At 62.9% G+C, this 25538-nt stretch carries 22 protein-coding genes and 2 pseudogenes; 8 read left to right on the top strand and 16 right to left on the bottom strand.

Features of this window, described 5'->3' with window-relative positions:
• Nucleotides 1-192 (top strand): hypothetical protein, encoded by a 192-nt coding sequence (locus AruPA_RS03745; RefSeq protein ID WP_265635197.1) that lies wholly within the window; start codon nucleotides 1-3, stop codon nucleotides 190-192.
• Here AruPA_RS03745 and AruPA_RS03740 read toward each other — a convergent pair.
• The 7 genes from AruPA_RS03740 to AruPA_RS03710 all read right to left on the bottom strand — a co-directional run bounded on the left by AruPA_RS03740 (nucleotide 182) and on the right by AruPA_RS03710 (nucleotide 6641).
• Nucleotides 182-2545 (bottom strand): TonB-dependent receptor, encoded by a 2364-nt coding sequence (locus AruPA_RS03740; RefSeq protein ID WP_265635195.1) that lies wholly within the window; start codon nucleotides 2543-2545, stop codon nucleotides 182-184. The genes AruPA_RS03745 and AruPA_RS03740 overlap by 11 nt on opposite strands.
• Nucleotides 2546-2763: 218 nt before the next feature.
• Entirely contained in the window at nucleotides 2764-3246 is a 483-nt protein-coding gene (gene paaD / locus AruPA_RS03735) for a 1,2-phenylacetyl-CoA epoxidase subunit PaaD (protein WP_265635193.1), read from the bottom strand.
• A 21-nt stretch (nucleotides 3247-3267) separates the two neighbouring features.
• A complete protein-coding gene (locus AruPA_RS03730) occupies nucleotides 3268-4236 on the bottom strand; it encodes a glycosyltransferase family 2 protein (protein WP_265635191.1) in 969 nt (322 codons plus the stop codon).
• 11 nt (nucleotides 4237-4247) lie between these two features.
• Nucleotides 4248-5153, bottom strand: coding sequence for a polyprenyl synthetase family protein (locus AruPA_RS03725; RefSeq protein WP_265635189.1), 906 nt, complete (start codon nucleotides 5151-5153; stop codon nucleotides 4248-4250).
• Nucleotides 5150-5416 (bottom strand): exodeoxyribonuclease VII small subunit, encoded by a 267-nt coding sequence (locus AruPA_RS03720; RefSeq protein ID WP_265635187.1) that lies wholly within the window; start codon nucleotides 5414-5416, stop codon nucleotides 5150-5152. The genes AruPA_RS03725 and AruPA_RS03720 overlap by 4 nt, the downstream gene beginning before the upstream one ends.
• Nucleotides 5417-5455: 39 nt before the next feature.
• The gene (locus tag AruPA_RS03715) at nucleotides 5456-6385 is read right to left on the bottom strand and encodes a histone deacetylase family protein (RefSeq protein ID WP_265635186.1); all 930 of its coding nucleotides are present in this window, start codon (nucleotides 6383-6385) and stop codon (nucleotides 5456-5458) included.
• Between the two features lie 7 nt (nucleotides 6386-6392).
• Nucleotides 6393-6641, bottom strand: coding sequence for a sulfurtransferase TusA family protein (locus AruPA_RS03710; RefSeq protein ID WP_265635184.1), 249 nt, complete (start codon nucleotides 6639-6641; stop codon nucleotides 6393-6395).
• An 86-nt stretch (nucleotides 6642-6727) separates the two neighbouring features.
• Between AruPA_RS03710 and AruPA_RS03705 the strand changes: the two genes are divergently transcribed.
• Nucleotides 6728-7621: an ROK family protein gene (locus tag AruPA_RS03705; protein WP_265635182.1), complete on the top strand. Its 894-nt coding sequence runs from the start codon at nucleotides 6728-6730 to the stop codon at nucleotides 7619-7621.
• 3 nt (nucleotides 7622-7624) lie between these two features.
• On the opposite strand, the gene AruPA_RS03700 is transcribed toward AruPA_RS03705, so the two are convergent.
• Nucleotides 7625-7996, bottom strand: coding sequence for a hypothetical protein (locus AruPA_RS03700; protein WP_265635180.1), 372 nt, complete (start codon nucleotides 7994-7996; stop codon nucleotides 7625-7627).
• 143 nt (nucleotides 7997-8139) lie between these two features.
• Here AruPA_RS03700 and AruPA_RS03695 point away from each other — a divergent pair, with 143 nt between their 5' ends.
• From AruPA_RS03695 to AruPA_RS03670, 6 genes are all read left to right on the top strand, one after another.
• A complete protein-coding gene (locus AruPA_RS03695; protein WP_265635178.1) occupies nucleotides 8140-8808 on the top strand; it encodes a tetratricopeptide repeat protein in 669 nt (222 codons plus the stop codon).
• Nucleotides 8805-10163: a PQQ-binding-like beta-propeller repeat protein gene (locus tag AruPA_RS03690; RefSeq protein WP_265635176.1), complete on the top strand. Its 1359-nt coding sequence runs from the start codon at nucleotides 8805-8807 to the stop codon at nucleotides 10161-10163. Before AruPA_RS03695 ends, AruPA_RS03690 begins: the two co-directional genes overlap by 4 nt.
• Nucleotides 10160-11530 carry a ribosome biogenesis GTPase Der gene (der, locus tag AruPA_RS03685; RefSeq protein ID WP_265635174.1) on the top strand — a complete coding sequence of 457 codons (1371 nt, stop codon included), beginning with the start codon at nucleotides 10160-10162 and terminating at the stop codon, nucleotides 11528-11530. Before AruPA_RS03690 ends, der begins: the two co-directional genes overlap by 4 nt.
• Nucleotides 11531-11646: 116 nt before the next feature.
• Nucleotides 11647-12489, top strand: coding sequence for an undecaprenyl-diphosphate phosphatase (locus AruPA_RS03680; RefSeq protein WP_265635173.1), 843 nt, complete (start codon nucleotides 11647-11649; stop codon nucleotides 12487-12489).
• Nucleotides 12489-13661, top strand: a complete 1173-nt coding sequence (locus AruPA_RS03675) for an MFS transporter (protein ID WP_265635172.1) — start codon at nucleotides 12489-12491, stop codon at nucleotides 13659-13661. The genes AruPA_RS03680 and AruPA_RS03675 overlap by 1 nt, the downstream gene beginning before the upstream one ends.
• On the top strand, nucleotides 13661-14413 hold the full coding sequence (locus AruPA_RS03670) for a GDSL-type esterase/lipase family protein (protein WP_265635171.1): 753 nt from the start codon (nucleotides 13661-13663) through the stop codon (nucleotides 14411-14413). Before AruPA_RS03675 ends, AruPA_RS03670 begins: the two co-directional genes overlap by 1 nt.
• Nucleotides 14414-14420: 7 nt before the next feature.
• Here AruPA_RS03670 and AruPA_RS03665 read toward each other — a convergent pair.
• The 8 genes and pseudogenes from AruPA_RS03665 to AruPA_RS03625 all read right to left on the bottom strand — a co-directional run.
• Nucleotides 14421-16202 (bottom strand): annotated as a pseudogene (locus AruPA_RS03665) (glycoside hydrolase family 15 protein); the annotation flags it as partial.
• A 39-nt stretch (nucleotides 16203-16241) separates the two neighbouring features.
• Nucleotides 16242-17531 carry a ribose 5-phosphate isomerase A gene (rpiA, locus tag AruPA_RS03655; protein WP_265635169.1) on the bottom strand — a complete coding sequence of 430 codons (1290 nt, stop codon included), beginning with the start codon at nucleotides 17529-17531 and terminating at the stop codon, nucleotides 16242-16244.
• The gene (gene pgl, locus AruPA_RS03650) at nucleotides 17519-18259 is read right to left on the bottom strand and encodes a 6-phosphogluconolactonase (RefSeq protein WP_265635167.1); all 741 of its coding nucleotides are present in this window, start codon (nucleotides 18257-18259) and stop codon (nucleotides 17519-17521) included. Before pgl ends, rpiA begins: the two co-directional genes overlap by 13 nt.
• Entirely contained in the window at nucleotides 18256-19077 is an 822-nt protein-coding gene (locus AruPA_RS03645; protein ID WP_265635165.1) for a Cof-type HAD-IIB family hydrolase, read from the bottom strand. The genes pgl and AruPA_RS03645 overlap by 4 nt, the downstream gene beginning before the upstream one ends.
• Nucleotides 19074-20678 (bottom strand): glucose-6-phosphate dehydrogenase, encoded by a 1605-nt coding sequence (gene zwf, locus AruPA_RS03640; RefSeq protein ID WP_265635163.1) that lies wholly within the window; start codon nucleotides 20676-20678, stop codon nucleotides 19074-19076. The genes AruPA_RS03645 and zwf overlap by 4 nt, the downstream gene beginning before the upstream one ends.
• 2 nt (nucleotides 20679-20680) lie before the next feature.
• Nucleotides 20681-21688: pseudogene (gene gnd / locus AruPA_RS03635) on the bottom strand (phosphogluconate dehydrogenase (NAD(+)-dependent, decarboxylating)); the annotation flags it as partial.
• Between the two features lie 27 nt (nucleotides 21689-21715).
• Nucleotides 21716-24544, bottom strand: a complete 2829-nt coding sequence (locus AruPA_RS03630; protein WP_265635161.1) for a bifunctional transaldolase/phosoglucose isomerase — start codon at nucleotides 24542-24544, stop codon at nucleotides 21716-21718.
• A gap of 142 nt (nucleotides 24545-24686) precedes the next feature.
• Nucleotides 24687-25445 carry an ROK family protein gene (locus tag AruPA_RS03625; protein WP_265635160.1) on the bottom strand — a complete coding sequence of 253 codons (759 nt, stop codon included), beginning with the start codon at nucleotides 25443-25445 and terminating at the stop codon, nucleotides 24687-24689.
• Nucleotides 25446-25538: the final 93 nt, after the last annotated feature.

Below are 25538 nucleotides of genomic sequence, written 5' to 3'. Positions count from 1 at the left end.
TTGATCTATAAATGGGCGGCGCGGTGGGACAAGGGGGGGATTGTCAGGGGAGGAAGCACTTCTTTTTTTGCAAAAAAAGAAGCAAAAAAACTCTCGTTTATTTGGGGTTCTGGCGTTGACGCGGGTGTAGTCCCAATGAGTAGAAGTTTTTTGCTTCTTTTTTACAAGAAAGAAGCGCTTCCTAAAACTTAACCTTAACCCCCACAATCCCCGCAATCGGCGCCGCAATACTATAGCTGCGCGGATTGCTGAAACCCGGGTCCTGCGCCACGTAAACACCGCCGGCCGGCGAGAACGTGCCGTAATTATAGTAGGTTGTGTCGGTGATGTTATCGACCACGCCGAACAATTCGAGCTTGGGCGTCAGCTTGTAGCGCGTGGTCAAGTTCAGCACGACATAGCCGGGCAGCGGTGGGGTCAGGTTCGCGGCATCGCCGTACAGGAACGACGACGTCTGGGCGACGCCGGAAAGGCCGATCGACCATTGCGGCGTGACATCGTAGCTGCCGCCCGCCTTGAACAAATTGCGCGGAATGCCAGGCAGGTAATCGCCTGGCAGGACCGTGATGTTGCCGTTGGCATCCGCGGCGGGATTGTTGGATCGGGTGGTGAAGCCGTTCTGATAGGTCGCATTGACGCGCGAATAGCCGAAATACGCATGCCAGCGTGTCGCATCGAGGCGCAATTGCAGATCGAATCCGGCGCGCCTGACGTTGCCGATATTGCTGAAATAGCCGGTGCCGAGCGGGTTGTACGGCGATTGGAGGAACTCGACGTCGTCATTCGTGACGGTATGATAGTAATCAGCGTCGTAGCTGAAGGTCGATCCGCCCGGCCCGATCGTGGCGCCGCGCAGCCCGACCGCGAAGGTGCGTGCCACGATCTGGCGCAGGTTCGGATCGCCAGAGAGGAAATTCGCCAGCGCGCAACTATCGAGCGGGCTCGCGCAGGACAATTCGGCCGGCGTCGGCGCCGCATTCGCCTCGGAGTAGCCGCCGTAGAGCGTCGTCAACGGCGTGATGTTTTCGGCAAAGCCGAGGGCGGGGTTCAGATGCTCGTAATAATGCCGCCCGCTCAAACCAACGCCGGGGGCGTTTGGGTCGGTCGGGTCCTGGTCGTGCAGCGCGATGTTGGCAATATTGAAGCGGGCGCCGGCGGTGATCGAAAACGTGTCGGTCAGGCTCAACGTGTCCGAAACATAGGCGCCGTAATAGGCATTGCGGATCACGACGCCGACCGGAACGGTACCCGGCTGATCGATTTTGTAGCCCGGATGCGGAATGCCAGGTGGGGTGTAGAACACGCGCGGCAGGCTCAACAGGCCGCCATCATAGGCGGCGGCATCGTATTTGGTGAAGCCGCTATCGTAGCTCAGACCGGCGATGATATGGTTATGCAGACCGAACAGTGGCGTGGTGTTGGAAATCTGGATCGATCCGCCATAGCCGTTCGTATTGGTCGAATTGAGGTCGAGCTGGCCATACTGGTAGTAACCGCCCGGTCCGGGCTGGGGCAGGAAATTCGGGATCGGTGCGCCGCCGCGCATGGTTGCCACGGGATTGCCGGGGCCACCCTGGCACAGATATCCCGCATCCGGCCCCGGCCCGCACGGCAGGTCGCTCGGGCCGTTGCCATTGACCAGATGCTCGAGCAGGTAATCGTAATAGAGCACGCCCTGCACCGAAGTGGTCTTGCTGATCACCGTGTTCAGCGTGGCGGTGAGTTTGGCGTATTTATCGGCGATCACGTTCGGCCCGGTGAACTGGGCCGATGGCGCAACCCTGAGAATCTGCACCGGCACCGTTCCCGGGCCGTTAAGCACGGAATTGGCGATGGTGGCATTGACGTGCAGCGTCGCGTTTGGGCCGCGCCAGCCGAGATCACCATAGAAATTCTGCAGATCGGAGGATTGCAGGTCGCGCCACCCTGCCTCGTGACGCTCCTGCAGGTCAACATAGGCGGCAACATGACCGTGCTGGACACCGTATTGCAGATTGGCATCGAGCTTGCCGAACGACCCGCCGGACAGATTGATCTCGCCGCCGTGATCGTCGAACCCGGTCTTCATTGTGATATCGACCGCCCCGCCGAGCGCGTTCAGCCCGAACAGTGGATTGCCGTCCTCGACGCTGAGCGAATGGATCGCACTGTCGGGCAATGCGCTCATGATCGCGAGATCGCCGAACGGCAGGTTGAAGCGCGCGCCATCGACATAGACGCTCAGCCCGGCCGGGGTGCCCTGGATCGGTGAGAGTTCGAAACCGTGATAGAGAATGTTGGGTTGATAGGGGTTGGCCTGGCTGTTCACCAGATTGACGCCGGCGGCCTGGCGGTTGAGCGCCTGTGCCGCATCCGCCGTGCCGCCGGCGCTGATGTCCCTGGCGTCGAGCACCTGTACGAGGGCCGGAAACTTCGCGATGTTGATGCCGGTATCTGCCAGAGGCGAGGCATCAACCACGATTTTCCGGATGTGAATGCTGGATTTCGGTGCGGCCGGCAGAACGACGATCGGCGCGGCGGCGGGCGGCACGGCCTGGGCCCGCACGTGCACAGCGCCCAGCACAAGCAGAAGCGCTGTGCACGGCGCGATCCAACCCCGCCGGTTCGCGTCAATAACGAGAAGCCTGATCATCGGATTGTTTCGTCCCTGCCCGGCGCCGGTACGTTTGCCGCCGTCATGCGTGACTGTACGGGAGCGTCACGGATCGGACAACAGGATTGACCGTGCTGCAGACGGGCCGCTCATCACAATGTCGCGCCGGTTCAATGGCATTTGAACCGGTCGAACCCCTCGCCGCAGGCGCTGCACCGCCAGATCGCCCGGCAGGCGGTCGCGCCGAACGGGTTGATTTCCTCGACGGCAGGCGACAGACATTTGGGGCAGACCACCGGTTTGTTGCGTTCAGGCGGGGCGATGCCGGCCGCACTTAGTTTGCGCAGTGCATCGGGCGACATCATGTCTGTGCTCCAGTCCGGGCTGGTCACCATGGTAACCTTGACCGGAAATATCCCCGCCGATGTCAGGGCGCTGTTGATTTCGAGCGCGATCATGTCGAGCGCGGGACAGCCCGGATAGGTCGGCAGCATCAACACCTCGACACCACCGCGATAGGGCAGGATATCGCGCAGGATGCCGAGATCGACGATGCTGAGCATCGGCAGTTCTGGATCCGAAATGGCTTCGAGCACGGCGCGCGCCCGGAGCACGATCGGGTGGTTGTCGTCCTGTTGAATGTCGGCGCTCATCGGGGCCTCCGCATGGCGTGTTCAGAACAGAAATCGGCGCTCGGCGTTCCAGGCGGTGACGATCTGCCTGGCTTCCGGCGAGCGATCCTGCAGGGCGCCGTGCTGGCGGGCAAGTTGCTCGGCGTAGTGCAGGGCGAGCATGAAGGCCTTATGCGCAGGATCGCTCGCCCTGGTATAGCGCAAGGGGCCGCCGCGATAAGCGATGGGCGCCGGGATAGCGGCCTCATGATCGACTGGTGGCTTCAGATAACCGGTGTTGGCCAGCAGGGTACCCGGTGCATCGCGCATGCGTTCGAATGGGGTGCGATAGTGCGCGGAACGGCCCTGATCGACCGTGGCCTGACCGGCGGCGAGCACCTTGAGCCAGCCGATCGCCGATTTCTGCATGTCGTGCCAGCCGGAGCGGCGGGGGTAGTGCGCAAGGGCGATGTGATGGGCGCGCGGGGTGGGAACCGGCCTGCCATCAAGCATGCCGCCGTGGTTGCCGGCATCGATGGTGATCCGGGTCCCGAGACCGCCACGAACGAACATTTTGGTGACACCGGTCGGCACGCGTACCCGCCAGCGCAGGCGCACCGGCACGATCAGTTCCGCAGCATCGTCTTGCACCGTGTCGAAATAATGCACCAGCGGTACCGCGATCGCACGGTCCTGCGCCGGCCGCGCGGCCAACAAATCGGCCAGCGGCGCGTCGGTCGTGGTGATGAACTCGTCGGCATCGAGAAACACCACAAAGTCGGCGCGGTGCATCTGGTCGGCCATGCGATAGAGCCAGGTGTTTACCGCGACCTCGTCAAACCCCGCGGCAATGGTTTGGAACACCGACAGCCGCAGCCCTTCCGCCTGCAACTGGCGCAGGATGTCGAGCGTCGCATCGGTGCTGCCGTTATCAAGAAACACCATATGGTCGAGGCTGGCGTGATTATGCCGCACGAACGCCTCGACGATGTCGTCCTCGTTCAGGATGCGCGTGACCGATACGAGGCGCATCGACGCGATGCTCAGTTCCGGCGCGTGACCGTATAGGCCGCGAGGGCGCGGAGCAGCGCCGCCTTCTCGCCGAAGCTTTCCAGATAGGTCGCGGCCTGCTTGGCCAGATGCTCCGCCTGCAGCCGCGCGCGCTCGATTCCCATCACCGAGACCATGGTCGCCTTGCCCTGCGCGGCGTCCTTGCCGGCGGTCTTGCCGAGTGTGGCATCCGACCCCTCGGCGTCGAGGATGTCATCCGCGATCTGGAACGCCGCCCCCAGATCGCGCCCATAGGCGGCGATGAAATGGCGCTGCGGGTTGGAGGCACGGCCGAGAATGGCGCCGGCCTCGGCGCTGTACTGGATCAGCCGGCCTGTCTTCAGCGCCTGCAACCTGGTGATCAGGGGCGGCGCTAGGTCTTTGCCCTCGGAGACGATATCGATCATCTGACCCCCGACCATGCCGCGCGAGCCGGACGCCGCACCGAGGGCGAGCACCAGTTCGCAGCGCACCTCGGCATCGGAGTGGGTGTCGGGCTCGGCCAGCACCTCGAACGCGCGGGTCTGCAGGGCATCGCCGGCCAGAATGGCGGTCGCCTCGTCGAACGCCTTGTGGCAGGAGGGTTTGCCGCGCCGCAGATCGTCATTATCCATCGCGGGCAGATCGTCATGGATCAGCGAATAGGCGTGCAGCATTTCAACCGAGGCGGCAACGCGGGCGGCACAGGTGATGTTGACCGAGAACATCCGGGCGGTCTCGATCGCAAGGAACCCGCGCATCCGTTTCCCGCCGCCCATCACGGCGTAACGCATGGCTTCGACCAGGCGGTGTTCCTCGCCCTCCGGCACCGGCAGCAGGGCATCGAGCTCGGTTTCGATGAGGGCGGCCGCGCCGCTCAACCCGTCGCGCAGCGCAACGGCCTGCATGACTTCACTCATGATGAGGCATCTTTCAATCCGAGCGATCCATCCGCTTTCGCGACGATCGCCTGTACCCGACTTTCGGCCTCGGCGAGGCGCGCATCGCAATGACGTTTCAGCGCGGCACCGCGCTCATAGGCCGCGATGGCATCTTCGAGTTTCTGTGATCCCGATTCGAGACCGCGCACGATACGCTCGAGCTCGGCCAGCGCGTCCTCGAAGCTCAGCGCGCCGATGTCGGCGCCCGTATCGGCCGCCGCCCCTGGTTTATGAACCACCATGGTGAAAACTCCTCGGTTTTGGCCACCGATAGCGGGGGATCAGATGCGCATCAAGGCACGGACATGTGCAGCGGTGCCGGCCGCGAGCGCTGCCAGATCGTAGCCGCCTTCGAGCAGCGAGACGATGCGGCCGCCGCAATGGCGGTCCGCGACTTGCATCAGCGCGGTGGTCAGCCAGGCGAAATCCTCGGTCTCGACATTGAGTTGGGCCAGCGGATCGGCGCGATGGGCGTCGAACCCGGCCGAGATGATCAGCAATTCCGGGGCGAACCGATCAAGCGCCGGGATCAATATGTCGCGCCAGGCGGCGCGGAACTCGGCCGAACCCGATTCGGGCGGCAGGATGGCGTTGATGATATTGCTCGCTATCCCGGTTTCGCTCGGGAGGCCGGTGCCGGGATAGCAGGGAAACTGGTGCGACGAGGCATAGAACAGGTCGGGGTCGTTTTCGAACATCGCCTGGGTGCCGTTGCCGTGATGAACGTCGAAATCGACCACCGCGATGCGGCGCAGCCCGTGGGCGCGGGCATGATTGGCGGCGATCGCGGCGTTGCCAAACAGGCAGAAGCCCATGGCGCGGTCCGGTTCGGCGTGGTGGCCGGGCGGGCGGGTGGCGACGAAAGCGCAGCGCGCCCAGCCTTCCTGCACCGCATCGACGCCGCGCATCGCACCCCCCGCGGCCCGCAGGGCGGCGCGCAGCGTGCCCTCGCTCGCGATCGTATCGGCATCGAGGTGGATTTTTTCATCGCTGGCGGGCGCGAGCGCGAACATGGCATCGACATACGCGTCCTGATGCACGCCGCGAATCGCCGATTCCGGTGCTTCCGGCGCGGCTTCGCGCAGCAGGGGCTGGAACTCGGGCTGTTCGAGGGCGGCAAGGACCGCGCGCAAGCGGGCCGGGCGCTCGGGGTGGTGCGGCCCGGTGTCGTGGTCGAAACAATCGGGATGGGTGATCAGGGCGACGGGCATGTCTTGGTCAGACCTTTGCGGGCGATGGCGCGGGGGCGCATTTGATCGTGAAGCTCAGCACACCTTTCAACTCGCTCCACGAGACAAGGGCATGGCCGGTATCGCGGCAGAAATCGCGGAAATCGAGGACGGCGCCGGGGTCGGTCGCCAGCACGCGTAGCCGGTCGCCTGGCGCGAGCCCGCGCAATGCGCGCGCGGCACGCAGCACCGGCATCGGGCATTTCAGGAATCGCGCGTCTACCATCGCATCCGCCATGGGCTGTATGGTGGCGTGTCGGCCCCTCTTGAGCAAGAGCGACATACGGGAGATAGAGGCGATAATAAAAACGCACAGGACGGACAATGACGTATCGTATCGGCATCGATCTCGGCGGCACCAAGATCGAAATCGCGGCGCTGATGGACAGCGGCGACCTTGAACACCGGGTGCGGGTGCCGACCCCGCCGGATTACCGGGCGACGATCGAGGCGATCGCGGAGCTGGTGGCGGGCACCGAGCGCGCGCTCGGGCGGGCCAACGGCATCGGCATCGGCATTCCCGGCACGATCAGCCCGGCCACGGGTCTGGTGAAGAACGCCAATTCCGAGCGGCTGAACGGCAATCCGTTCGACAAGGATCTCGAGGCACGGCTGGGAAGGCCGGTGCGCGTCTCCAACGATGCGAACTGCTTTGCGATGAGCGAGGCATCCGATGGCGCGGGCGCCGGTGCGCATTGTGTGTTCGGCGTGATCATCGGCACCGGCTGTGGCGGTGGCATTGTGGTCGGCGGTGCGGTGCTCGAAGGGCGGCATCGGATTGCTGGCGAATGGGGCCACACCCCCCTGCCCTGGCCACGCAATGAAGAGGTGCCGATGCGGCGCTGCTGGTGCGGCAAGGTCGGCTGTCTGGAAACCTATCTGGCGGGTCCGGCGCTGGCGGCGGAGGCCGATGGGATCGGCGCGCGCGATGCGGGCGGGTTGCCGGCGCGGGCGGCGGCCGGCGATGAGCGGGCGATCCGGGCGCTGGCGATCCATGCCGAGCGGCTGGCGCGCGGGCTTGCGATGATCGTCAACATCCTCGACCCCGACGTGATCGTACTGGGTGGGGGGCTTTCCAACCTCGATCATCTATACCGCGACGTGCCGGGTCTGATGAAACCCTTCGTGATCAGCGACACGTTCGACACGCCGATCCGCCGCAACAAGCACGGCGATTCATCCGGCGTGCGCGGCGCGGCCTGGCTGTGGCCGGCCTGAGGGTCAGGGCCAGCTGCGGTCGCGGTTCGCGAGTTGCAACGGGCTAAGCTGATAGGGTCCGGCGGCAACCTGCGGCGCGTGGTCCGGCAATTGCGAGGGATCGGCCCAGCACGTCGCGTTACCGAGCGTCTGCGTGCAATAGGGAACCGGCGGCGGCAGCGGATGCGGGTGACGGCAGTAGGATTTGTTCTCGTCGAGGCGGACCATCGAGCAATCCTTGCCGGTGACCAGCGAGATCACCGCATCCGGAATGGTGCGGTGAATCGTGGTGATGGCCAGCACATTGGCTCCGGCGGCGACACCGAGGTCGCCACCGGCGCCGAGGCCGCAGCCGGCGAGCGGGATCAGGCATAGCAGGGCGATCACAAAGCGCATTGCCGCTCAATGCCATGAAATAGTGAAAATCCGGTTACGTTGCCCTGAAACGCGCGCGCCGCTATGGTCCGGCCGCGTCAACCCCGAAATCGGCGCGTTGCTGCCTTGCCGGCAGCGCGCGCATTCCTGAAGCGAGACCCTGCGTGCCCGATATTTTTGACGAAGTTGCCGATGATTTGCGCGCCGAACGCGCCCGCAAGTTCATGGTCCGCTATGCCGGTGCGTTCATCGCCGCGGCCGGGCTGGTGCTGATCGGCATCGGCGGGTGGAAGACGATGCAATGGTATCATCAACGCGAAAACGTCCGCGCTGCAACCGCATATCTCGCGTTGACCGACCGGATCGCCGCGGCCGGGCCCGGCGCGACCAAGGCGAGCGACCTGGCGGATGCCAGATCGCTGGCCGCATTCGCCGCGAAAGCCCCGGCGGGCTACGCAGCACTCGCGCGCTTTCGTGCCGCGGCGCTGTATCAGGGTGCGGGCGATACCAAAGATGCCGAAGCGATCTGGAGCCAGCTGGGCGCCGCGGACAGCGGGGCCGATCCGCTTCTGCGCGGCCTCGCCAACCTGCTCTGGGCGCAGCACGCGATGGGCACGGTGCCGAACGCGACCGTGATGGCGCGGTTGCAGCCTTTGATGGCGGGATCCAATCCCTGGCACGACATGGCCCAGGTGAGTGCCGCGGTGCTCGACATGCAGGACGGCAAGACCAGCGCCGCGACCACCCTGCTGGGCGAAGTCACCGCCGATCCGGCAGCACCGGCCAATGTACGGAATCTGGCCGAAGGGCTGATGGCGAAACTGAACGGATGACCGAAGATACCATGACCACACCACGCGCCATTTCCAACATCGGGCGGCGCGGCGCGCTGCTGATGTCGGCGGCCCTGCTTTCAGGGTGCAGCCTGTTCGAGGGTTCGGACAAGAAGCCGGTACCGGGCATCAAAATTCCGGTGCTGCCGCCCCACGAACCGCTTTCGATCAATGAAAATGCCCCACCGGTGCAGCTGCCGGCACCGACGCCACGCGCCAACTGGCCGCAGGCCGGCGGCAATGCCAAGCATAACACAGGTGTCGCTGCGCTGCCCGAACGGCTCACCGAGGCGTGGCGCACCAGCATCGGCGCCGGGGCGACCTACCGGCGCTCGCTGCATGTGCAACCGGTCGTCGCTGCCGGCAAAGTGTTCACGATCGATGCCAACGGCTTCGTCGATGCCGTGATGTTCGCCAATGGCCGGCATATTTGGCGCGAAAAGATGCGTCCGAAACACGATAGCAGCTTTGCCTTCGGCGGTGGCCTCGCCTATGCGGATGGCGCGCTCTATGTCGCGACCGGCTTTGCCGAGATGCGCATGCTCGATCCCGCGACCGGGGCGACGCGTTGGACCCGCAAGCTCGGCCAGCCCGCGCGCTCGGCCCCCACGATCGGCGGCGGCAATATCTATGTCGTGCTGATCGACAACACGCTGGTCGCTCTCGATGCGAAAACCGGCAATCTGGTCTGGCGGTTTCCGACCGGCTCGTCGTCAAACTCGATGTTCGGCGCTGGTGCGCCGGCCTATGACCAGGGTGTGGTCGTGGCCGGGTTCGGCACCGGCCTGGTGGCCGGGATCAACGCCGCGACTGGTTCGGCGGTGTGGGAGCAGAGCCTGGCGGCAGGATACGACACCGCCAATCCGCTCAATGTTTCGAGCATCGTCGCCAATCCGGTGATCGGCAATAATCTCGTCGTGGTGACGGGGGTTGCGGGTACCACCGTCGCGTTCGATCTGCGGTCCGGCCGGCGGATCTGGGGCAAGGGCGCGGGCGGCGCCGAAACACCGGCGATTGCCGGTGATTGGCTGTTCCTGCTGACCGACGATCAGCGCCTCGCCGCGATCCACATGGCGGAGGGTTATGTCTCGTGGCTGACCGACCTGCCCGCCTTCAAGAACCCTAAGAAATCCTATGGCCCGCTGCGCTGGCATGGGCCGGTGGTGGCCGGCAATGGTTTGATCCTGACCGGGTCGGACCGGCGGATGATCGTGGTGGATGCGCGGACCGGCGTGCTGCTCGCCCAACCCGAAGACAGCATCGAAATGCACGGTGTCGCCGATGAACCGCCGATCGCGGTGGGTGGTACGTTGCTGGCCATGACCCGCGATGCGGTGCTGACCGCGTACCGATGAGCGACATCGAGGCGCCCCAGCCGGAAAACCGGGCGCCGCGGGTTGCGATCTGCGGGCGGCCGAACGTTGGTAAATCGACTTTGTTCAACCGCCTTGCCGGCAAGCGCATCGCCCTAGTGGCCGATGAACCTGGGGTGACGCGCGACCGCAAGGAGGCGTGGGGCGAGCTCTATGGCCGCAAGGTTCAGCTGATCGATACCGCCGGGCTGGAAGAGGCGCCGCCGGATAGCCTGCCGGGGCGGATGCGCGCTTCGACCGGCACTGCCGTCGAACAGGCGGATCTGGTGTTGTTCGTGATCGATTCGCGGGCCGGGTTGCTGCCGGAAGACCGGCATTTTGCGGCCTGGCTGCGCCGCGCCGGCAAGCCGGTGATCGTGGTCGCCAATAAATCCGAGGGGCGCGGCGGGGGTTCGGCGGCACTGGAGGCCTATGCGCTCGGGCTTGGCGAGCCGGTGGCGATTTCGGCAGAACATAACGAGGGCGTTTCCGACCTGATCGACCAGATCCTGGAGGCGTTGCCCGAGACGATCGGCGATGGCGAGCCCGAAGGGGAGCGGCCGTTGCATCTGGCCCTGGTCGGGCGGCCGAACGCCGGCAAATCGACCCTGCTGAACCGGCTGCTGGGCGAGAAACGCTCGATCACCGGGCCGGAACCTGGGCTGACGCGCGATGCGATCGCCGCCGAACTGACCGATGGCACCGGCATGCGCTACCGGCTGTTCGATACCGCCGGGTTGCGCAAGCGCGCGCGGGTCGAAGCGGGGCTTGAAAAACTATCGACCTCATCAACGCTCGAAGCCCTGAAATTCGCCGATACTGTGGTGCTGGCGATCGATGCGCATGAGGGTATTCACGATCAGGATTTGCAGATTGCCCGGCTGGTCGAGCGCGAGGGGCGCGCCTGTGTCATCGCGCTGACCAAATGGGATCTGGTCGAGGATCGCGACAAGACGCGCCGGGCGATCAAGGATCGGCTGGAATCCTCGCTGTCGCAGCTGAAGGGAATCGTGACGGTGCCACTGTCGGCCGAGACCGGCGAGGGCGTGGGTAAACTGCTGCCTGCGGTGCGCGAGGCCGATGTGATCTGGAACAAGCGCGTCTCGACCGGCGCGCTGAATCGCTGGTTCGAGGGCGCGCTGGAGCGGTTTCCACCGCCCTTGGTCGAGGGCCGGCGGTTGAAACTGCGCTATATCACCCAGGTGAAGGCGCGGCCGCCGAGTTTCGCGATGTTTGGCACGCGCTGCGAGATGACGCCGGAAACCTATCAGCGCTATCTGATGAATTCGTTGCGCGAGCAGTTTCACCTGGAAGGCACGCCGCTGCGGCTGTCGTTGCGCGGCACCAAGAACCCTTACGCCGATGATTGAGCTTCAGGTGCGCGGCGATGATCGAAACACCTCGCCGCCATTCGCGCCGATTGCGTTTTCCGTCGTGCTTGGCCAGAGAGAGGCGGCGTAGCGACAATCACGCCTGAGGAGTTTGCATGACGCCGTTGATCGCCGTTCTGTTCGCCATAATGCAGGGAGCGACCGAACTGTTTCCGGTCTCGAGCCTTGGTCACGCGGTGATTGTCCCCGCGCTGCTGCATTGGCGCATCGACCAGCACGCGCCTTCGTTCCTGCCGTTCGTCGTGATGCTGCATGTCGGCACCGCAACCGCGCTGCTCGCCTATTTCTGGCGCGACTGGTGGGACATGCTGATGGGTTTGCTCGGCCGTGGCTCTGGCATCGACGAGCAGCGCGGCCTGCTGCTGCGCCTGGTGGTTGCGACGATTCCGGCCGTGGTGATCGGGTTCCTTTTGAAAAAACCGATCCAGCATCTGTTCGCAAGCCCGCTGATTGCGGCGGTATTCCTGATCGTCAACGGCGGTCTGCTGCTTGCCGGCGAGCAATTGCGCCGGCGCAAGGCCGCGCGCGGTATGGGCATCGCGCAACTCACGCTGGTCGATGCCTTCGTGATCGGGCTGTTCCAGTGTCTCGCGTTCCTGCCGGGCCTGTCGCGCTCCGGGGCCGCGATCGTCGGCGGCCTGACCCGGGGCATCGACCATGAGGCTGCCGCGCGCTTCGCCTTCCTGATGGCCACACCGGTAATTGCCGGCGCCACCGTGGTGGAAGTGCCGAAACTGCTGCACCACCACGGCGCAAGCCATGGCATGTTCGGGCTGGCCGTGCTCGCGGCGGTGGTGGCCGGGCTGGTGGCATTCGGTTCGACGGCGTTTCTGATGCGCTATTTCCGCGATCACGATCGCTGGGCACTCGGCCCGTTTGCCGCCTATTGCGCGGTGTTCGGCGTGCTGAGCCTGGTGCTGCTCACCGCCGGCATCTGATGCCGCCGATCCGCCCGGAGGCGAAAAAGCTGATGGGCGCGCGGCTTGCACGCAGCATTGCCCAGGGTGCGCTGGTGGTGGATTTCGCGCTCTATGTCACCAAACTCGGCTGGAGTGCGACGTATCTGGGCGTGGTGTTCGCCTTGGCAATCCTGTTCGCCGTGCTGCTCACCGCAGCGATCGGGCCCGCCAGCGACCGGTTCGGCCGCAAGCGGTTCGTGTTGATTTTCGAAGCCATCTCGATCATCGCATCCCTGCTGGGGCTGCTGAGCCAGGCGCCGTTCGCACTCGCCTTTGCGGCGATCATCGGCGGTTTCGGCCGGGGTGCGAACGGCGCCGCCGGGCCGTTCGCACCGGCCGAGCAATCCTGGCTGTCCGGCTACATCGACAAGCGCGATTTCGGTGCCGTGTTGTCGCTGAACATTGCCATCGGCTTCTTCGGCATGGCGATCGGCGCGGTTCTGGCCGGCGTGATCGGCGCGCGGCAACCGCTGTTCATGCTGCCGCTCGCGGCATCGCTGGTTGCAGCAGCGCTGCTGATCATCACGCCGGATCGTGCCCGCAGCGTGGAGGCGATCCGGAACAATGAAACTGAGGCCAACGAAGTCGAGAACGGCCTGCTCTGGCGGCTCGCCGGGTTGAACGTGTTGAACGGGACCGGCATCGGCCTCAGCGGACCCTTCATGTCCTGGTGGTTCGCCGCGAAATTCCATGCTTCGGCTTCGTCGATTGGCCCGGCGCTGGCGATCGGGTTCATGGCTGCCGGATTGGCGTCGCTGACCTCCGGCCGTCTGACGCGGCGATTGGGCACGGTGCGCACCGTGGTGCTGATGCGCGGCATCGGCCTGGTCAGTCTGTTCGCGCTACCGTTTGCGCCAAGTTTCGCGGTAGCAACATTTATTTACGCGGTGCGCTCCGCCTTCAACCGCGGCACCGCCGGCGCCCGGCAGGCGGTGGCGTTGGGGTTGGTACGCGGCGACCGGCGCGGTCTCGCCGCCAGTGTAAACACGATTTCCGTGCTTGTACCCCGCGGCATCGCTCCCGCCCTGGCCGGCGTACTATTTGAAACCGGCGCCCTCGCCGCGCCGTTTCTGCTCGCCGGCCTGTTTCAGGGCGCCTACCTGTTGCTCTATCCGCGCGTGTTTGCCGCGCATGATCCTTCGAGGTCCTGATGCTCCATCGTCTGCTGCTCGTCTTTGCCTTGCTCACCGCACCCGGCATTGCCGCCGCGCGTGTCAACTTGGCGGCGGCGCCGATCGGGCGGATGGATCTGCCGTGGTGGCGCGCCGGATTCGAGGCCACGCTGGCGCAGGCGCGGACCGATCGCGATGCTCAACTCGTCTGGCTCGGTGACTCGATCACCTATTACTGGCAACGCACCGGCGCCGCGCCGTTTGAACAGATCAAGCCGGTCTGGCAGCACTATTACGGGCGCTATCACCCACTCGACTTCGGCCTGATCGGCGATACCACATCGAGCGTGATCTGGCGGATCGACCATGGCGAATTCAACGGCCTGCACCCGAAGCTGGTGATCGTGCTGATCGGTGCCAATAATCTGGGTGCCACGCATTGGGGCGCGCATATGACCGTGCCAGGCATCGAGGCGGTGGTGGCCGACCTGCACCGCCACGTGCCGCACGCCAAGATCCTGCTGCTGGGCGTGCTGCCGTCAATACGCTCGGCCTGGATTTCCGCAGAGACCGTCAAGATCAATCGGGATCTGGCGCGGATCTATCAGCACAACAACCTTGTCACATTCCGCAACGTGGGCGCTGTGCTGGAGCATGACGGCAAACCCGACGCTTCGCTCTACGTCGATCCGCGATTGCGGCCGCCGCAGCCGCCGCTGCACCCCGATGCTACCGGGATGCGGCGGATCGCCGTCGCCCTGGCGCCGACCGTTGCCGCACTGATGAAGTAACCGCGCGTTATTCGCCGGCACATAGCCGCAACGCCGAATTCACAAGTGCGACATGGGTGAACGCCTGCGGAAAATTGCCGATCATGCGACGGTTGACGGTGTCGTACTCTTCGGAGAAGAGCCCGAGATCGTTGCGCAACGCGATAAGTTTTTCGAACAAGGTTTCGGCATCATGCCGCCGGCCCATCATCGTGTAGTTATCGACCAGCCAGAAACTGCACGCCAGAAACACCCCCTCCGAACCGCTCAGCCCGTCATTGCCGCCAGCCGTGTTATAACGCCGGACGAAGCCGTCCTGCATCAAATTTTGCTCGATTGCGGCAACGGTCCCAATAATCCGATGATCGGTTGCCGGCAGAAATCCCACCACCGGTAGCAGCAGCAGGCTCGCATCGAGCAGTTTAGAGCCATAAGCCTGCACGAAGCTGCCCAGAGCGGCGTCGTACCCCTCGGTACACACCTGCGCATGGATCGTATCACGGATTGCGCGCCATCGATCAACCGGGCCGTCGTAGCCGAATTCTTCGACCGAGCGGATCGCGCGATCGAACGCCACCCAGGCCATCACCTTGGAGTGAACGAATTGCTGCCGGCCGCCACGGACTTCCCAAATCCCCTCATCCGGCAGCGACCAGATGGTTTCCAACTGTTCAAGCAGATTGATCCGCACGTTCCAGCTGTTCTCGTCGTGGTGCAACCCGCCTTTGTGGGCTTGATACAGCGTATCGAGCAGCTCGCCATACACATCGAGCTGCGTCTGCCCGGCGGCGGCGTTGCCAATCCGTACCGGTTTTGAGCCCTCGTAGCCACCGAGCCAAGCGACCTCCCATTCCGCCAGCCGTCGCTCGCCGGCAACGCCGTACATGATCTGGATATCGGCGGCATTGCCCGCCACCGCCCGGTCGAGCCAGTGACGCCAGGCCGAGGCTTCATCCCGATACCCCGCAGCCAGCAGCGCCTGCAGCGTGAAGCTCGCATCGCGCAGCCAGCAATAGCGATAATCCCAATTCCGCTCGCCGCCCAGTTCCTCCGGCAAGGATGTGGTCGCCGCAGCGACGATGCCGCCGGTCTCCCAATGTGTCAGCGCTTTGAGCGTGATCAGTGAACGCTTAACGACGTCTGCCCAATGACTTTTCGCAGGCAGCCGGCCGGCCCATTTCTGTGATCGCTCTGTTGCGAGCGCAATTCCGTGCTCGGCATCGAACGCGCGCGGGATACGGTGATGCGATTGCAGCCACGCCATCGAAAACGTCACCGTCTCACCGGCCCTGACGGTAAATTTCGCTTCGGTGTGCCGGTTACGCCCTTCTAACGGTACCTCGGACCAGACCACGACCATATCCGGGCCCGCGACCGCCACCAACCCCTCGCCTTGCGGCAGACGCCGCACCCAGGGGATGATCTTGCCGAAACCGAATCGGAATACGAGCTCCATCTGCATGACGACTTCACCGTCAAGCCCGGTCACCTGTCGCACCATGCGCGAGGTGTCGTGCGGGTGCGGCACCATGCAATCGGTCAGGCGAACCGTTCCGGTTGCGGTCGTCATTTCGGTTTCGAGCACTAGCGTGTCGTCGCGATAATACCGATGCGTTTTAGCAACGGGCTCAGCCGGCGCGATCAACCACCGACCGTTCTCCCGCGTGCCGAGCAACGCGGCAAAACACGCATCGGAATCAAAGCGCGGCAGACACAGGAAATCGATCGAGCCATCCCGCCCAACCAACGCGGTCGTCTGCCGATCGCCGATCAGCCCATAATCCTCGATCCGTAAAGCCATGCGGACCCTCCTCCATCTCTGGTGATTGCGTGTTACTGATCGGCGTGCTCAGACGCCGTCGGTCAAACGCTGCATGATCGAACTGACAATCGCGATCGGCGATGCGTCAACGTCGATATTCATCACGGTTTCATCGGCACCGGGTGGTTCCAATGTCGCAAACTGGCTGTCGAGCAGATCAGGCGGCATGAAATGCCCGTGCCGCCCTGCCGCGCGCTTCGCCAGCAGATCGCGCGTGCCGGTCAAATTCACCAAAATCAGGCCCGCACAGCCGGAGCGGACCAGATCGCGATAATGACGCGTGAGCAACGAACTCACGATCACACCGCCGCAACCCGCGTCCCGCCATGCACGCAGCGCGCCGGCAATACGATGCAGCCACGGCAGGCGATCATTGTCGTTCAGCGGATGCCCCGCTTGCATTTTTTCGCGATTGCTTTGCGGGTGCAGATCATCACCATCGATGAACGCAACCCCCAGGCACGCCGCCAGCAGGGCGCCAATAGTCGATTTTCCTGAAGCCGAAACCCCCATGACCGCAATTACCGGCTTGGGATGCGGCTGCGGCAACCCCATGTTGCGCAGCGTTGCCAAATACGATGCCACGCCGGCCCGTGCCCAAGGGTCACCATCGAAGCGCCGCGTGCTGCCATCCGTCATGCCGATGATCGCAGCGGCGCAGCCGTGGGTGAACAGGCCGGTCTCGACCACGCCGGCGATGGTTTTCAGCGCTGCATGGATCTGGTCCGGCACCATACCGGGTGCCATGCTGCAATCGACGATCCGGTTACCATTGTCTGTCCGGTACGGCGTCATTGCATCGCTCATGCGGAGCACACCCGACAGGCCGATATCTCCGATCCGCGCGACGGTCCGCTCGACCGCGAAGTCCACAATTTCGACCGGCAGCGGTGCGCGCTCGCCAAGCCGGCGCACCAATTTGCTTTCATCGGCAATCACAACGAACTGGCGCGCGGATTCGGCAATCTGCTTTTCGCGCAGCAATGCTCCGCCCAGTCCCTTGATGAGATGCAACGTGCCGAATGCAACCTCGTCCGCTCCATCGACCGCCAGATCGAGCATGCCGCTCAGCGGCACGATCCCAATGCCGAGTTCAGCCGCGCGGCGCTCGGTCGCGAGCGAGGTCGCAACACAGGTGATGGATATACGCTCGGTCTTTATCCGTTCTGATAACGCATCGAGAAAGTATCCGGTCGTCGATCCGGTGCCGAGCCCCAGATACATCCCCGTCTCGACCAGGAGCGCCGCCTGACGTGCGGCGGCGCGCTTCTGTTGATCGGGTGTGGCAATCGTCGTTTCGCCGGTCACTGCGCCCATCGTCCCGCCGCATCCCGATCGACCAGCCACAGCACGCGGCCCGATGGCCTGATGCGCGAGGCCGGCACCGATGTCTCCGCACCACTCAAAATGCCATCCAGCATCGACCGCTTGCTGCTGCCTGAAACGACAAAGACAATCAGCTTTGCGCTGTTGAGCACCGGGTAGGTCAGGGTCACCCTCGCCTCTGGGCGTCCCTCCGTCACCGGCAGCACCCAGCGGGTACGCTCGTCCAGGAGCCGCTGCTGTCCTGGCAACAACGAGGCCGTGTGCCCGTCATCGCCCATGCCGAGGAAACAGAGATCGAAAAACGGCCGCTCCGTGCTGAGCGTTTTGGCCCCGTACAGCGTCTGAAGCGTCTGTTCATAACGCTCTGCCGCCTGCTGTACAGTCAACCCTTCATAGGGCACCGCGTGAACCCGCGCCGGATCGTGCTCGACATGATTGAACAGCGCGCGATCGATCATTCGCATATTGCTGTCGGGATTATCGGGCGCAACGAACCGCTCATCGCCGAGCACGAAATCGAGCGCATTCCAGCGAATCTGATGATGATAGGGCGGCGACGCCAGGCGCTGATAGACCGATCTCGGGGTCGAGCCCCCGGCCAGCCCGATCACGCAACGCGCTCCCGCCATCGCGGCCGTATCCGCCAGCAATCTGGCCCCCGCTTCCGCGAAAGCCTCGGCATCGGGCACCACCAGCAACTCACCAAACGCCGGTTTCACGCGCCGTGCCCATCGAGAATGAAGCGCTCGATCGCCTTGGCAAATCCCTCGTCCTCATTGCTATCGGTGGTGAATTTTGCGTGTGATTTCACATCGTCATCGGCATTGCCCATCGCGATCGCAACGCCACTACGGCGAAACATCGTCACGTCGTTCGGCATGTCCCCGATCGTTGCGATCCGCTCATGCGGGATGTTCAACAATTCCGAAAGTTTGTCGACGACCGCTCCCTTATTGGCCTTGGCGTTGGTGATGTCGAGGTAATAGGGCTGCGAGCAGGCAGCCGTCACGTGGTCGCCGAATTCCTTTGCCGCCGCGGCGAGGGCAGCTTGCATCTTCGCTTTGTCATCGGTAACGCCTACGATCTTGACGACTGTCTTCCAATCATCGGCTGAGAAATGATCGACAACCTCGGCATCGAACTGCACCGTGCTCGTCTCGCGGGCCACATGCGGTGCCGCGGCATCCCGGATCAACCAGCGCGTCTTGGTATAAATCCAGACATCGAGCCCGTGCCCATCGAGCAGTGCAATCGCCTTGCCGATCACGTCGACCGGCAGATCATAGGCGTTCAGCACCGTCGTCATATCCGGTGCGAGCAGCACGCCGCCGTTGAAACCTGCGATCGGCGTGTCGATGGCCAGCGGCGTGCTCACCATCTCCATGCCGCGTGGCGGACGACCGCTGGTGATGGCGAATTTGATGCCGGCTCGCCGCAAATCGGCCACCGCGCGCTTTGCACGTTCGGTCAGGCGTTTATCATTGGTGACGAGCGTGCCATCCACATCGGCTAACACAAGGTCGATCCGGCCGTTCATGCGCGATCGTCCTTCGCCGGTAGGCTGACGGGACGCCAATGGCGAGTCTTGTCGTCATGGGACAGCAACGCATCCGATGCCGCCGGGCCCGCTCCGCCGCTCTCATAATTCGGGAAATCCGAAGGTTTGGACGACTCCCAATGGTCAATCACACCCTGCACTACACGCCAGGTTTCCTCGACCATGTCAGCCCGCTGGAACAGCGTCTGATCCCCGATCATGCAATCGTACAGGAGCGTCTCATAGCCGACATTCGGTTCTGGCTTGAACCAATCACGGTAGCGAAACTCCATGTTCGCCGGCGCCAGACGCATCGTCTGCCCTGGCCGCTTGACTTCGAATTGCAGGGCAATCCCTTCATCGGGCTGAATGCGCAGCACCAGCCAGTTCGGCGGGAGGGTTTCAAGGGAAGTGTCCTGAAATGCCGCGAGCGGTGCCTTCTTGAACTGGATCGCAATCTCGGTCATCCGACACGTCATGTGCTTGCCGGTTCTGATATAGAACGGCACGCCAGCCCAGCGCCAGTTGTTGATCTTCAAGCGCAAGCCCACGTAAGTTTCGACCGCAGAGTCCTTTGCAACATCTGGCTCGTCCCGATACGCAATGACTGGCTTGCCGGCGACCGTGCCGGCGCCGTACTGGCCGCGCACCGCATCGTCATCCGCCAATGTCTCGATCGAGGCGAACAGATCGTATTTCTTGTCGCGGATCGCTTCTGGCTTGAAACCCACCGGCGGCTCCATCGTCACCATGGCAAGCAGCTGAAACACATGGTTTGGCACCATGTCGCGCAGCGCGCCGGTCTGCTCATAGAATTTTCCCCGCCCTTCGACCCCGACGGTCTCGGCAACCGTGATCTGCACATGATCGATGCGGTCACGATTCCAGATTGGCTCGAACATGCCATTGCCAAATCGCAACGCCATGATGTTCTGGACCGTTTCCTTGCCCAGGAAATGATCGATCCGATAGATTTGCTGCTCCTTTAGTACCGAGAGCACCTGCGCGTTCAGTGCTTTGGCCGAATCGAGGCTGTGTCCGAACGGTTTTTCGATCACCACCCGCCGCCAGGGCGCACCCTCGTAGTCTTTGTGCTCGACCAGCCCGGCCGAACCTAAATGTTCCACGATGGTTCCGAAAAATCGATCGGCGACTGCCAGATAAAACAGCCGGTTGCCGCCGGTGCCATGCTGCAATTCCAGCGATTCCAGCTCGGTCTTCAGCGATCTATAGAAGCCCGCATCGGTAAAATCCCCCTGGACATACGACATATGTGCCGCGAGTTTCGACCAGTTTGCTTCATCAATTGACTTGATCTGGTCCTCGGCATTCGGATCGCCGATGAAGCTCTCCAGCGTCTTGTGCAAGGAGGCTTTCCAGTCATCGATGCTGCGCTTGGCGATATCCGCACCGATCAACACGAATTTCTCCGGCGTCAAGCCGGTATTCGCCAGATTATACAACGCCGGCATCAACAGCCGCTTGGTCAGATCACCGCCGGCCCCGAAGATAACGATGCTGCACGGTCCAGGCGGTTTGGCCGAAGCGGGCTGCGCCGGCGTCGCGGTTTCACCATGCGGATGGTTCATCAGATCGGCCATAATCAATCGCCCTTCGCAACCGGGGTATGGCCCTGCTCCAGATGGCCGCCGAAGCCTTGGCGCATCGCTGAAAGCATTTTCTCGCCAAACGTGTGTTCCTGGCGGGACCGGAATCGTGCGAACAGCGATGCGGTCAACACCTCCGCCGGCACCGCCTCCTCGATCGCCGCCTCGATTGTCCAGCGCCCTTCACCGGAGTCCTCAACATACCCGGTGTAGGCAGCAAGTTTCTCATCTTTGGCCAATGCGGCGGCGGTCAGATCGAGCAGCCACGATGATATCACGCTGCCGCGCCGCCACACTTCGGAAATATCAGCGAGGTTGAGGTCGAACCGCTGGGCCTCCGGCAGATCGGTCGAGGCCTTGTTGCGTAGAATGTCGAACCCCTCCGCATAGGCCTGCATCAGCCCGTATTCGATGCCATTATGCACCATTTTGACGAAATGCCCGGCACCAACCGGGCCGGCATGAATATAGCCCTGCTCGGCTCGCGGGTCGTGTCCCTTGCGATCGGGTGTCTTGTCGATCGTGCCGATGCCGGGTGCGAGCGTCTTGAAGATGGGGTCGAGATGAGCGACGATTTCGGTCTCACCGCCGATCATCATGCAATAGCCTCGATCGATACCCCAGATGCCGCCGGATGTCCCGACATCGACGTAGTGCAGCCCCTTCTCCTTCAGGCTGGCGGCACGGCGAATGTCGTCTTTATAGAAGCTGTTTCCACCATCGATGATGATGTCGTTTGCTGACATCACTGCAGCCAGCGCCTCGATCGTATCCTCGGTAATCTTGCCGGAGGGCAGCATCACCCATACCGCCCGCGGTGCATCAAGTGCCTTGACCATCGATGCCAGATCGGCCGCACCGATCGCGCCATCCGTCTCGAGTCCCTTGACGGCATCGGCCGATTTGTCGAACACGACGCATTCGTGCTTATCACGCATCAGGCGGCGCGCGATGTTTGCGCCCATGCGGCCAAGGCCGATAATTCCGATTTTCATGTGCCGGCTTTCCTTGTTGAGGTCCGTTCGATCGTCTCAGTGAAACGCGTGCTCCAAAGCACGGGTCAGATCCTGCAGCCCGCGCGCGACATCTTTGAAATGAACGCGGATCACCCGTCGCTCGCGCTCGACCAGTACGCTCAGATCGCCCTCGGCCTGCGCGGCCTTCACCTGGCTAAAGCTGTATTTATGGCCAGGCACCGGCAGATCATGCGCGTCATCGGTCGTAATCTGCAGAAACACACCGGTGTTGGGCCCACCTTTGTAAGCTTGACCCGTGGAATGGAGGAACCGGGGACCGAAGCCGAGGCACGTCGCAACCTTGCGGTGCGTCATCAGCCGCTTGCGGACACGCTCGAGCGCAGCAACATGCGCCTTGTCGCGTTCGATGTAGGCCAGAATCGCGATGTAATCACCCGGTTCGGTACGACCGAAATGCTGCTTCAAATATGCCGACAACGAATTATGCCGGCCCAATTCCGCAGCGTTGGTGGCATCGGCAAACACCGCTATGCCGTTCTCGCGAAACACCGGCTCGCCCTGCGGAGCCAAACCGCCCTGCTCATAGGCATCGGTCAAAGCGCGCGTTTTGATTTTGCTGGCCTCGACATCCGGCTGATCGAACGGATTGATCCCGATGATCGCACCGGCAATTGCCGTTGCCATTTCCCAGCGAAAAAACTCCTGTCCGATGCTCATCACATCGCGCACCATGACCCGCACGACGGGATGACCCGCCCGCGCGAGTGCCGCAACATGCGCCGCCTGTCCCTTGTGTTCATCATCGGCGAGGCACAGATACGCAAACACCCTGTCATCGCCATAGACGCTGACATCTTCGAGCGGTTCGCCATCGACCGGGATCAAGCCAAGCCCGAGCTTGCCGGTCGATTCGGCAATCAGTTGTTCAAGCCAGGCCCCGAGATCGGCAATGCCGGGCGAGGCGATGATTGTCACTTTGTCCCGCTTGAACCGTTTCGCCGCAACGCCGAGCAGCAAGCCCAGCTGTGCCCCCGGATTCTGATCGACCGGCACACTGGCGCTGCATGATTTCACCATATGCGCCGTGTGGGCGAGGAATGTTTCAACATCGATACCCAGGGCCGCTGCCGGCACCAGCCCGAATTTCGACAGCACGGAATACCGCCCGCCAATCGATTTCACGCCGTGGAATACATGCGCAAAATGATCCCGATGCGCCAAATGTTCCATCGCGGACCCTGGGTCGGTCACCGCGGTGAAATGCCTCGCCCAGTCGGCCGCACCGACCGTCTCGATCATGCGCCATTTGAAATAGGCGAGGAATATGTTGGGCTCCAGCGTCGATCCTGATTTCGACGACACGATGAACATCGTCTTCTTTAAATCCAGCGCGGCTTCCAGCGTCCGGATTTGCGCCGGATCAGTCGAATCCAGCATGTGAAATTCGGGAAATCCCGCCTGCTGGCCGAAGCTCCGCGCCAGGACTTCCGGCCCAAGGCTCGAGCCTCCCATGCCGAGCAGCGCGATATGCCTGAACCCATGCTCTTTGATTGACTCCGCGAAGCGCGTGAGCGTTCCGGCATGCGCATGCTCATGGTCGACGATATCGAGCCAACCAAGCCATTTGTCTTCATCCGCGCCGGTCCAGACCTGCTTATCCCCGGCCCACAGCTTGCGGATCGTGCCCTCGGCTAACCAATGTTGACCGGCCTCGGCAACCGCCGCCTTCAATGCATCATCCGCTTCGATCGTCGCTTCATTCACTGGCACCAGGGCCGAACGCTTGACCGCCACCGCGCCGAGCAGTTGATCGAACGCGGTTGCGAACTGGCGAACCCCATCGGTCACCAGATCGTCCGTAACAGTCTCAAGCGAAATACCGTGCTGTTCAAGCGATTTCAGAATAGCCATCGCCCCGTCGAGGTCTTGCTCCACCGCATCCGGCGTCGCCTTGCCATGGTCGCGGAACGCATCCATCGTCGCGGGCGGCATAGTGTTCACTGTATCACGGCCGATCAATGTCTCGACATAGAGCGTATCCGGATAGGCCGGGTTCTTCACGCTGGTGGACGCCCAGAGCAGGCGCTGGGTATGTGCCCCCTTCGCTTCCAATGCTTTCCATTTCGCGCCTGAAAATAACTTCTTATAGGCTGCATAGGCTACTTTCGCATTTGCGATCGCCGCCTTGCCCAGTAATGGCTTCAGCGCCGCGTCGCCGCCCGCATCAATTTTTTTCTGCAACTGCTTGTCGATGACATTATCGATCCGGCTGACGAAAAAGCTCGCGACACTCGCGATTTTCGAAACATCACCACCCTGCGCCGCAAAGTGTTCAAGCCCCTCGATATAGGCATGTGCGACGGCCTCATACGTAGGTACAGCGAACAATAGCGTTACATTGATCGAAATCCCCTCGCCGATCAGCGTGCGGATCGCGGGAATGCCAGCGGGGGTCGCGGGTACCTTTACCATCAGATTGGGCTTGTCGACCGCCTTGTGCAGGCGCCGCGCCTCGATGATCGTCGCTTCGGTATCCATCGCAAGATATGGCGAGACCTCGAGGCTGATATACCCATCCCGTCCGTTGGTCGCCTGATACACCGGCAGTAGTACATCGGCCGCTGCCTTGATATCACCGATCGCCAGATGCTCGTAAATCGCCATCGGTTCATGATCGCCATGCTTCACGAAGCGCTCGAACGCCGCGCCATATTCCGGCGCATGGGCGATCGCTTTTTCGAAGATCGAGGGGTTAGAGGTCACACCCTTTAGCCCGTCCCGCTCGATCATTTTCGTCAGCTCGCCGCCCTCGATCAGGTCACGCTGAACGAAGTCAAGCCATGGAGCCTGGCCGGTTTCAGCGAGTTGTTTGAGCGGGTTCATAGTAGAATCTCCTGAAGTTGGTCGTGGATGATGTTCGTTTGAGTAGAGCTTGAAACATCACGGCGCCGATCGTCCGTGCCGACAGGTGGTGCGGCATCGGCCTGAAGTCACGCCCAAGGTGCCGGTTGTGACCGCATCGTGATCACGTCCGGCGCCGGAACACACCGTCCCACAGGCGCACGCCGCCGGTGATACCGGTCTCGTTCGATACCAGATGCACATCGGCCGGCAGCGCAAAATTGATGGCAGTCACGTTGCCGCCGCCGATATAAAGCAGATCGAAATTGACCAGTACCCGCAACGCATCGACCGTGCGCAGCACATGCTTGTTCCATTTCTTGACCCCATCGCGGCTCAGTGCGGCATGACCAACATATTGGTCATAGCTGTATCGCTTGTGAGCATTGTGCTGCCCCATCTCCAGATGCGGCGCCGGTATGCCGTCCGTGAACAGGGCAAACCCCATCCCGGTACCGAGCGTGATCGTGCATTCCAGCCCCCGCCCGGCGATCGCCCCAAGCCCTTGCACCGTCGCATCATTGGCCAGCCGCACCGGACGTGCCAGGCGCGCCGACAGCCGCTCGGCCAGTTTGAACCCATGCCACAAATCATTCCCAAGGTTGGGCGCGGTGAGCACGGTGCCCTCGCGCGTCGCCCCGGGAAACCCGACCGAAACCCGGTCGAATCGCCCGAGCGGCGCGACCAATGTGTTGATCGTGTCCACAATCACATCTGGCTTGCGCCCGAGCGGCGTCACCACGCGCTCATAATTGGTCAGTAACGCGCCATCGGGCGCCACCAGCGCCGCCTTGATGTGGCTGCCGCCCACGTCGATTCCCAGCGTCACCAAGTCCGGCTCGGTGGCGCTTGGCGGCACGGCGGAACGCAGCGGAACATCCATTCGGTCGTCTCCGGCTAAAGACCCTTGCCGCCGATGTGGCGCGAGCGATCGGAGTTTTCAATCGCACCACGAAACTGTCGCATAAACTGCCGC

The organism is Acidiphilium sp. PA (assembly GCF_026191915.1).
In the GTDB taxonomy this organism is placed as follows: Bacteria; Pseudomonadota; Alphaproteobacteria; order Acetobacterales; family Acetobacteraceae; genus Acidiphilium.
Note: the sequence above shows the minus strand (reverse complement) of the source record. Positions and strands in the feature narration are given on the sequence as shown.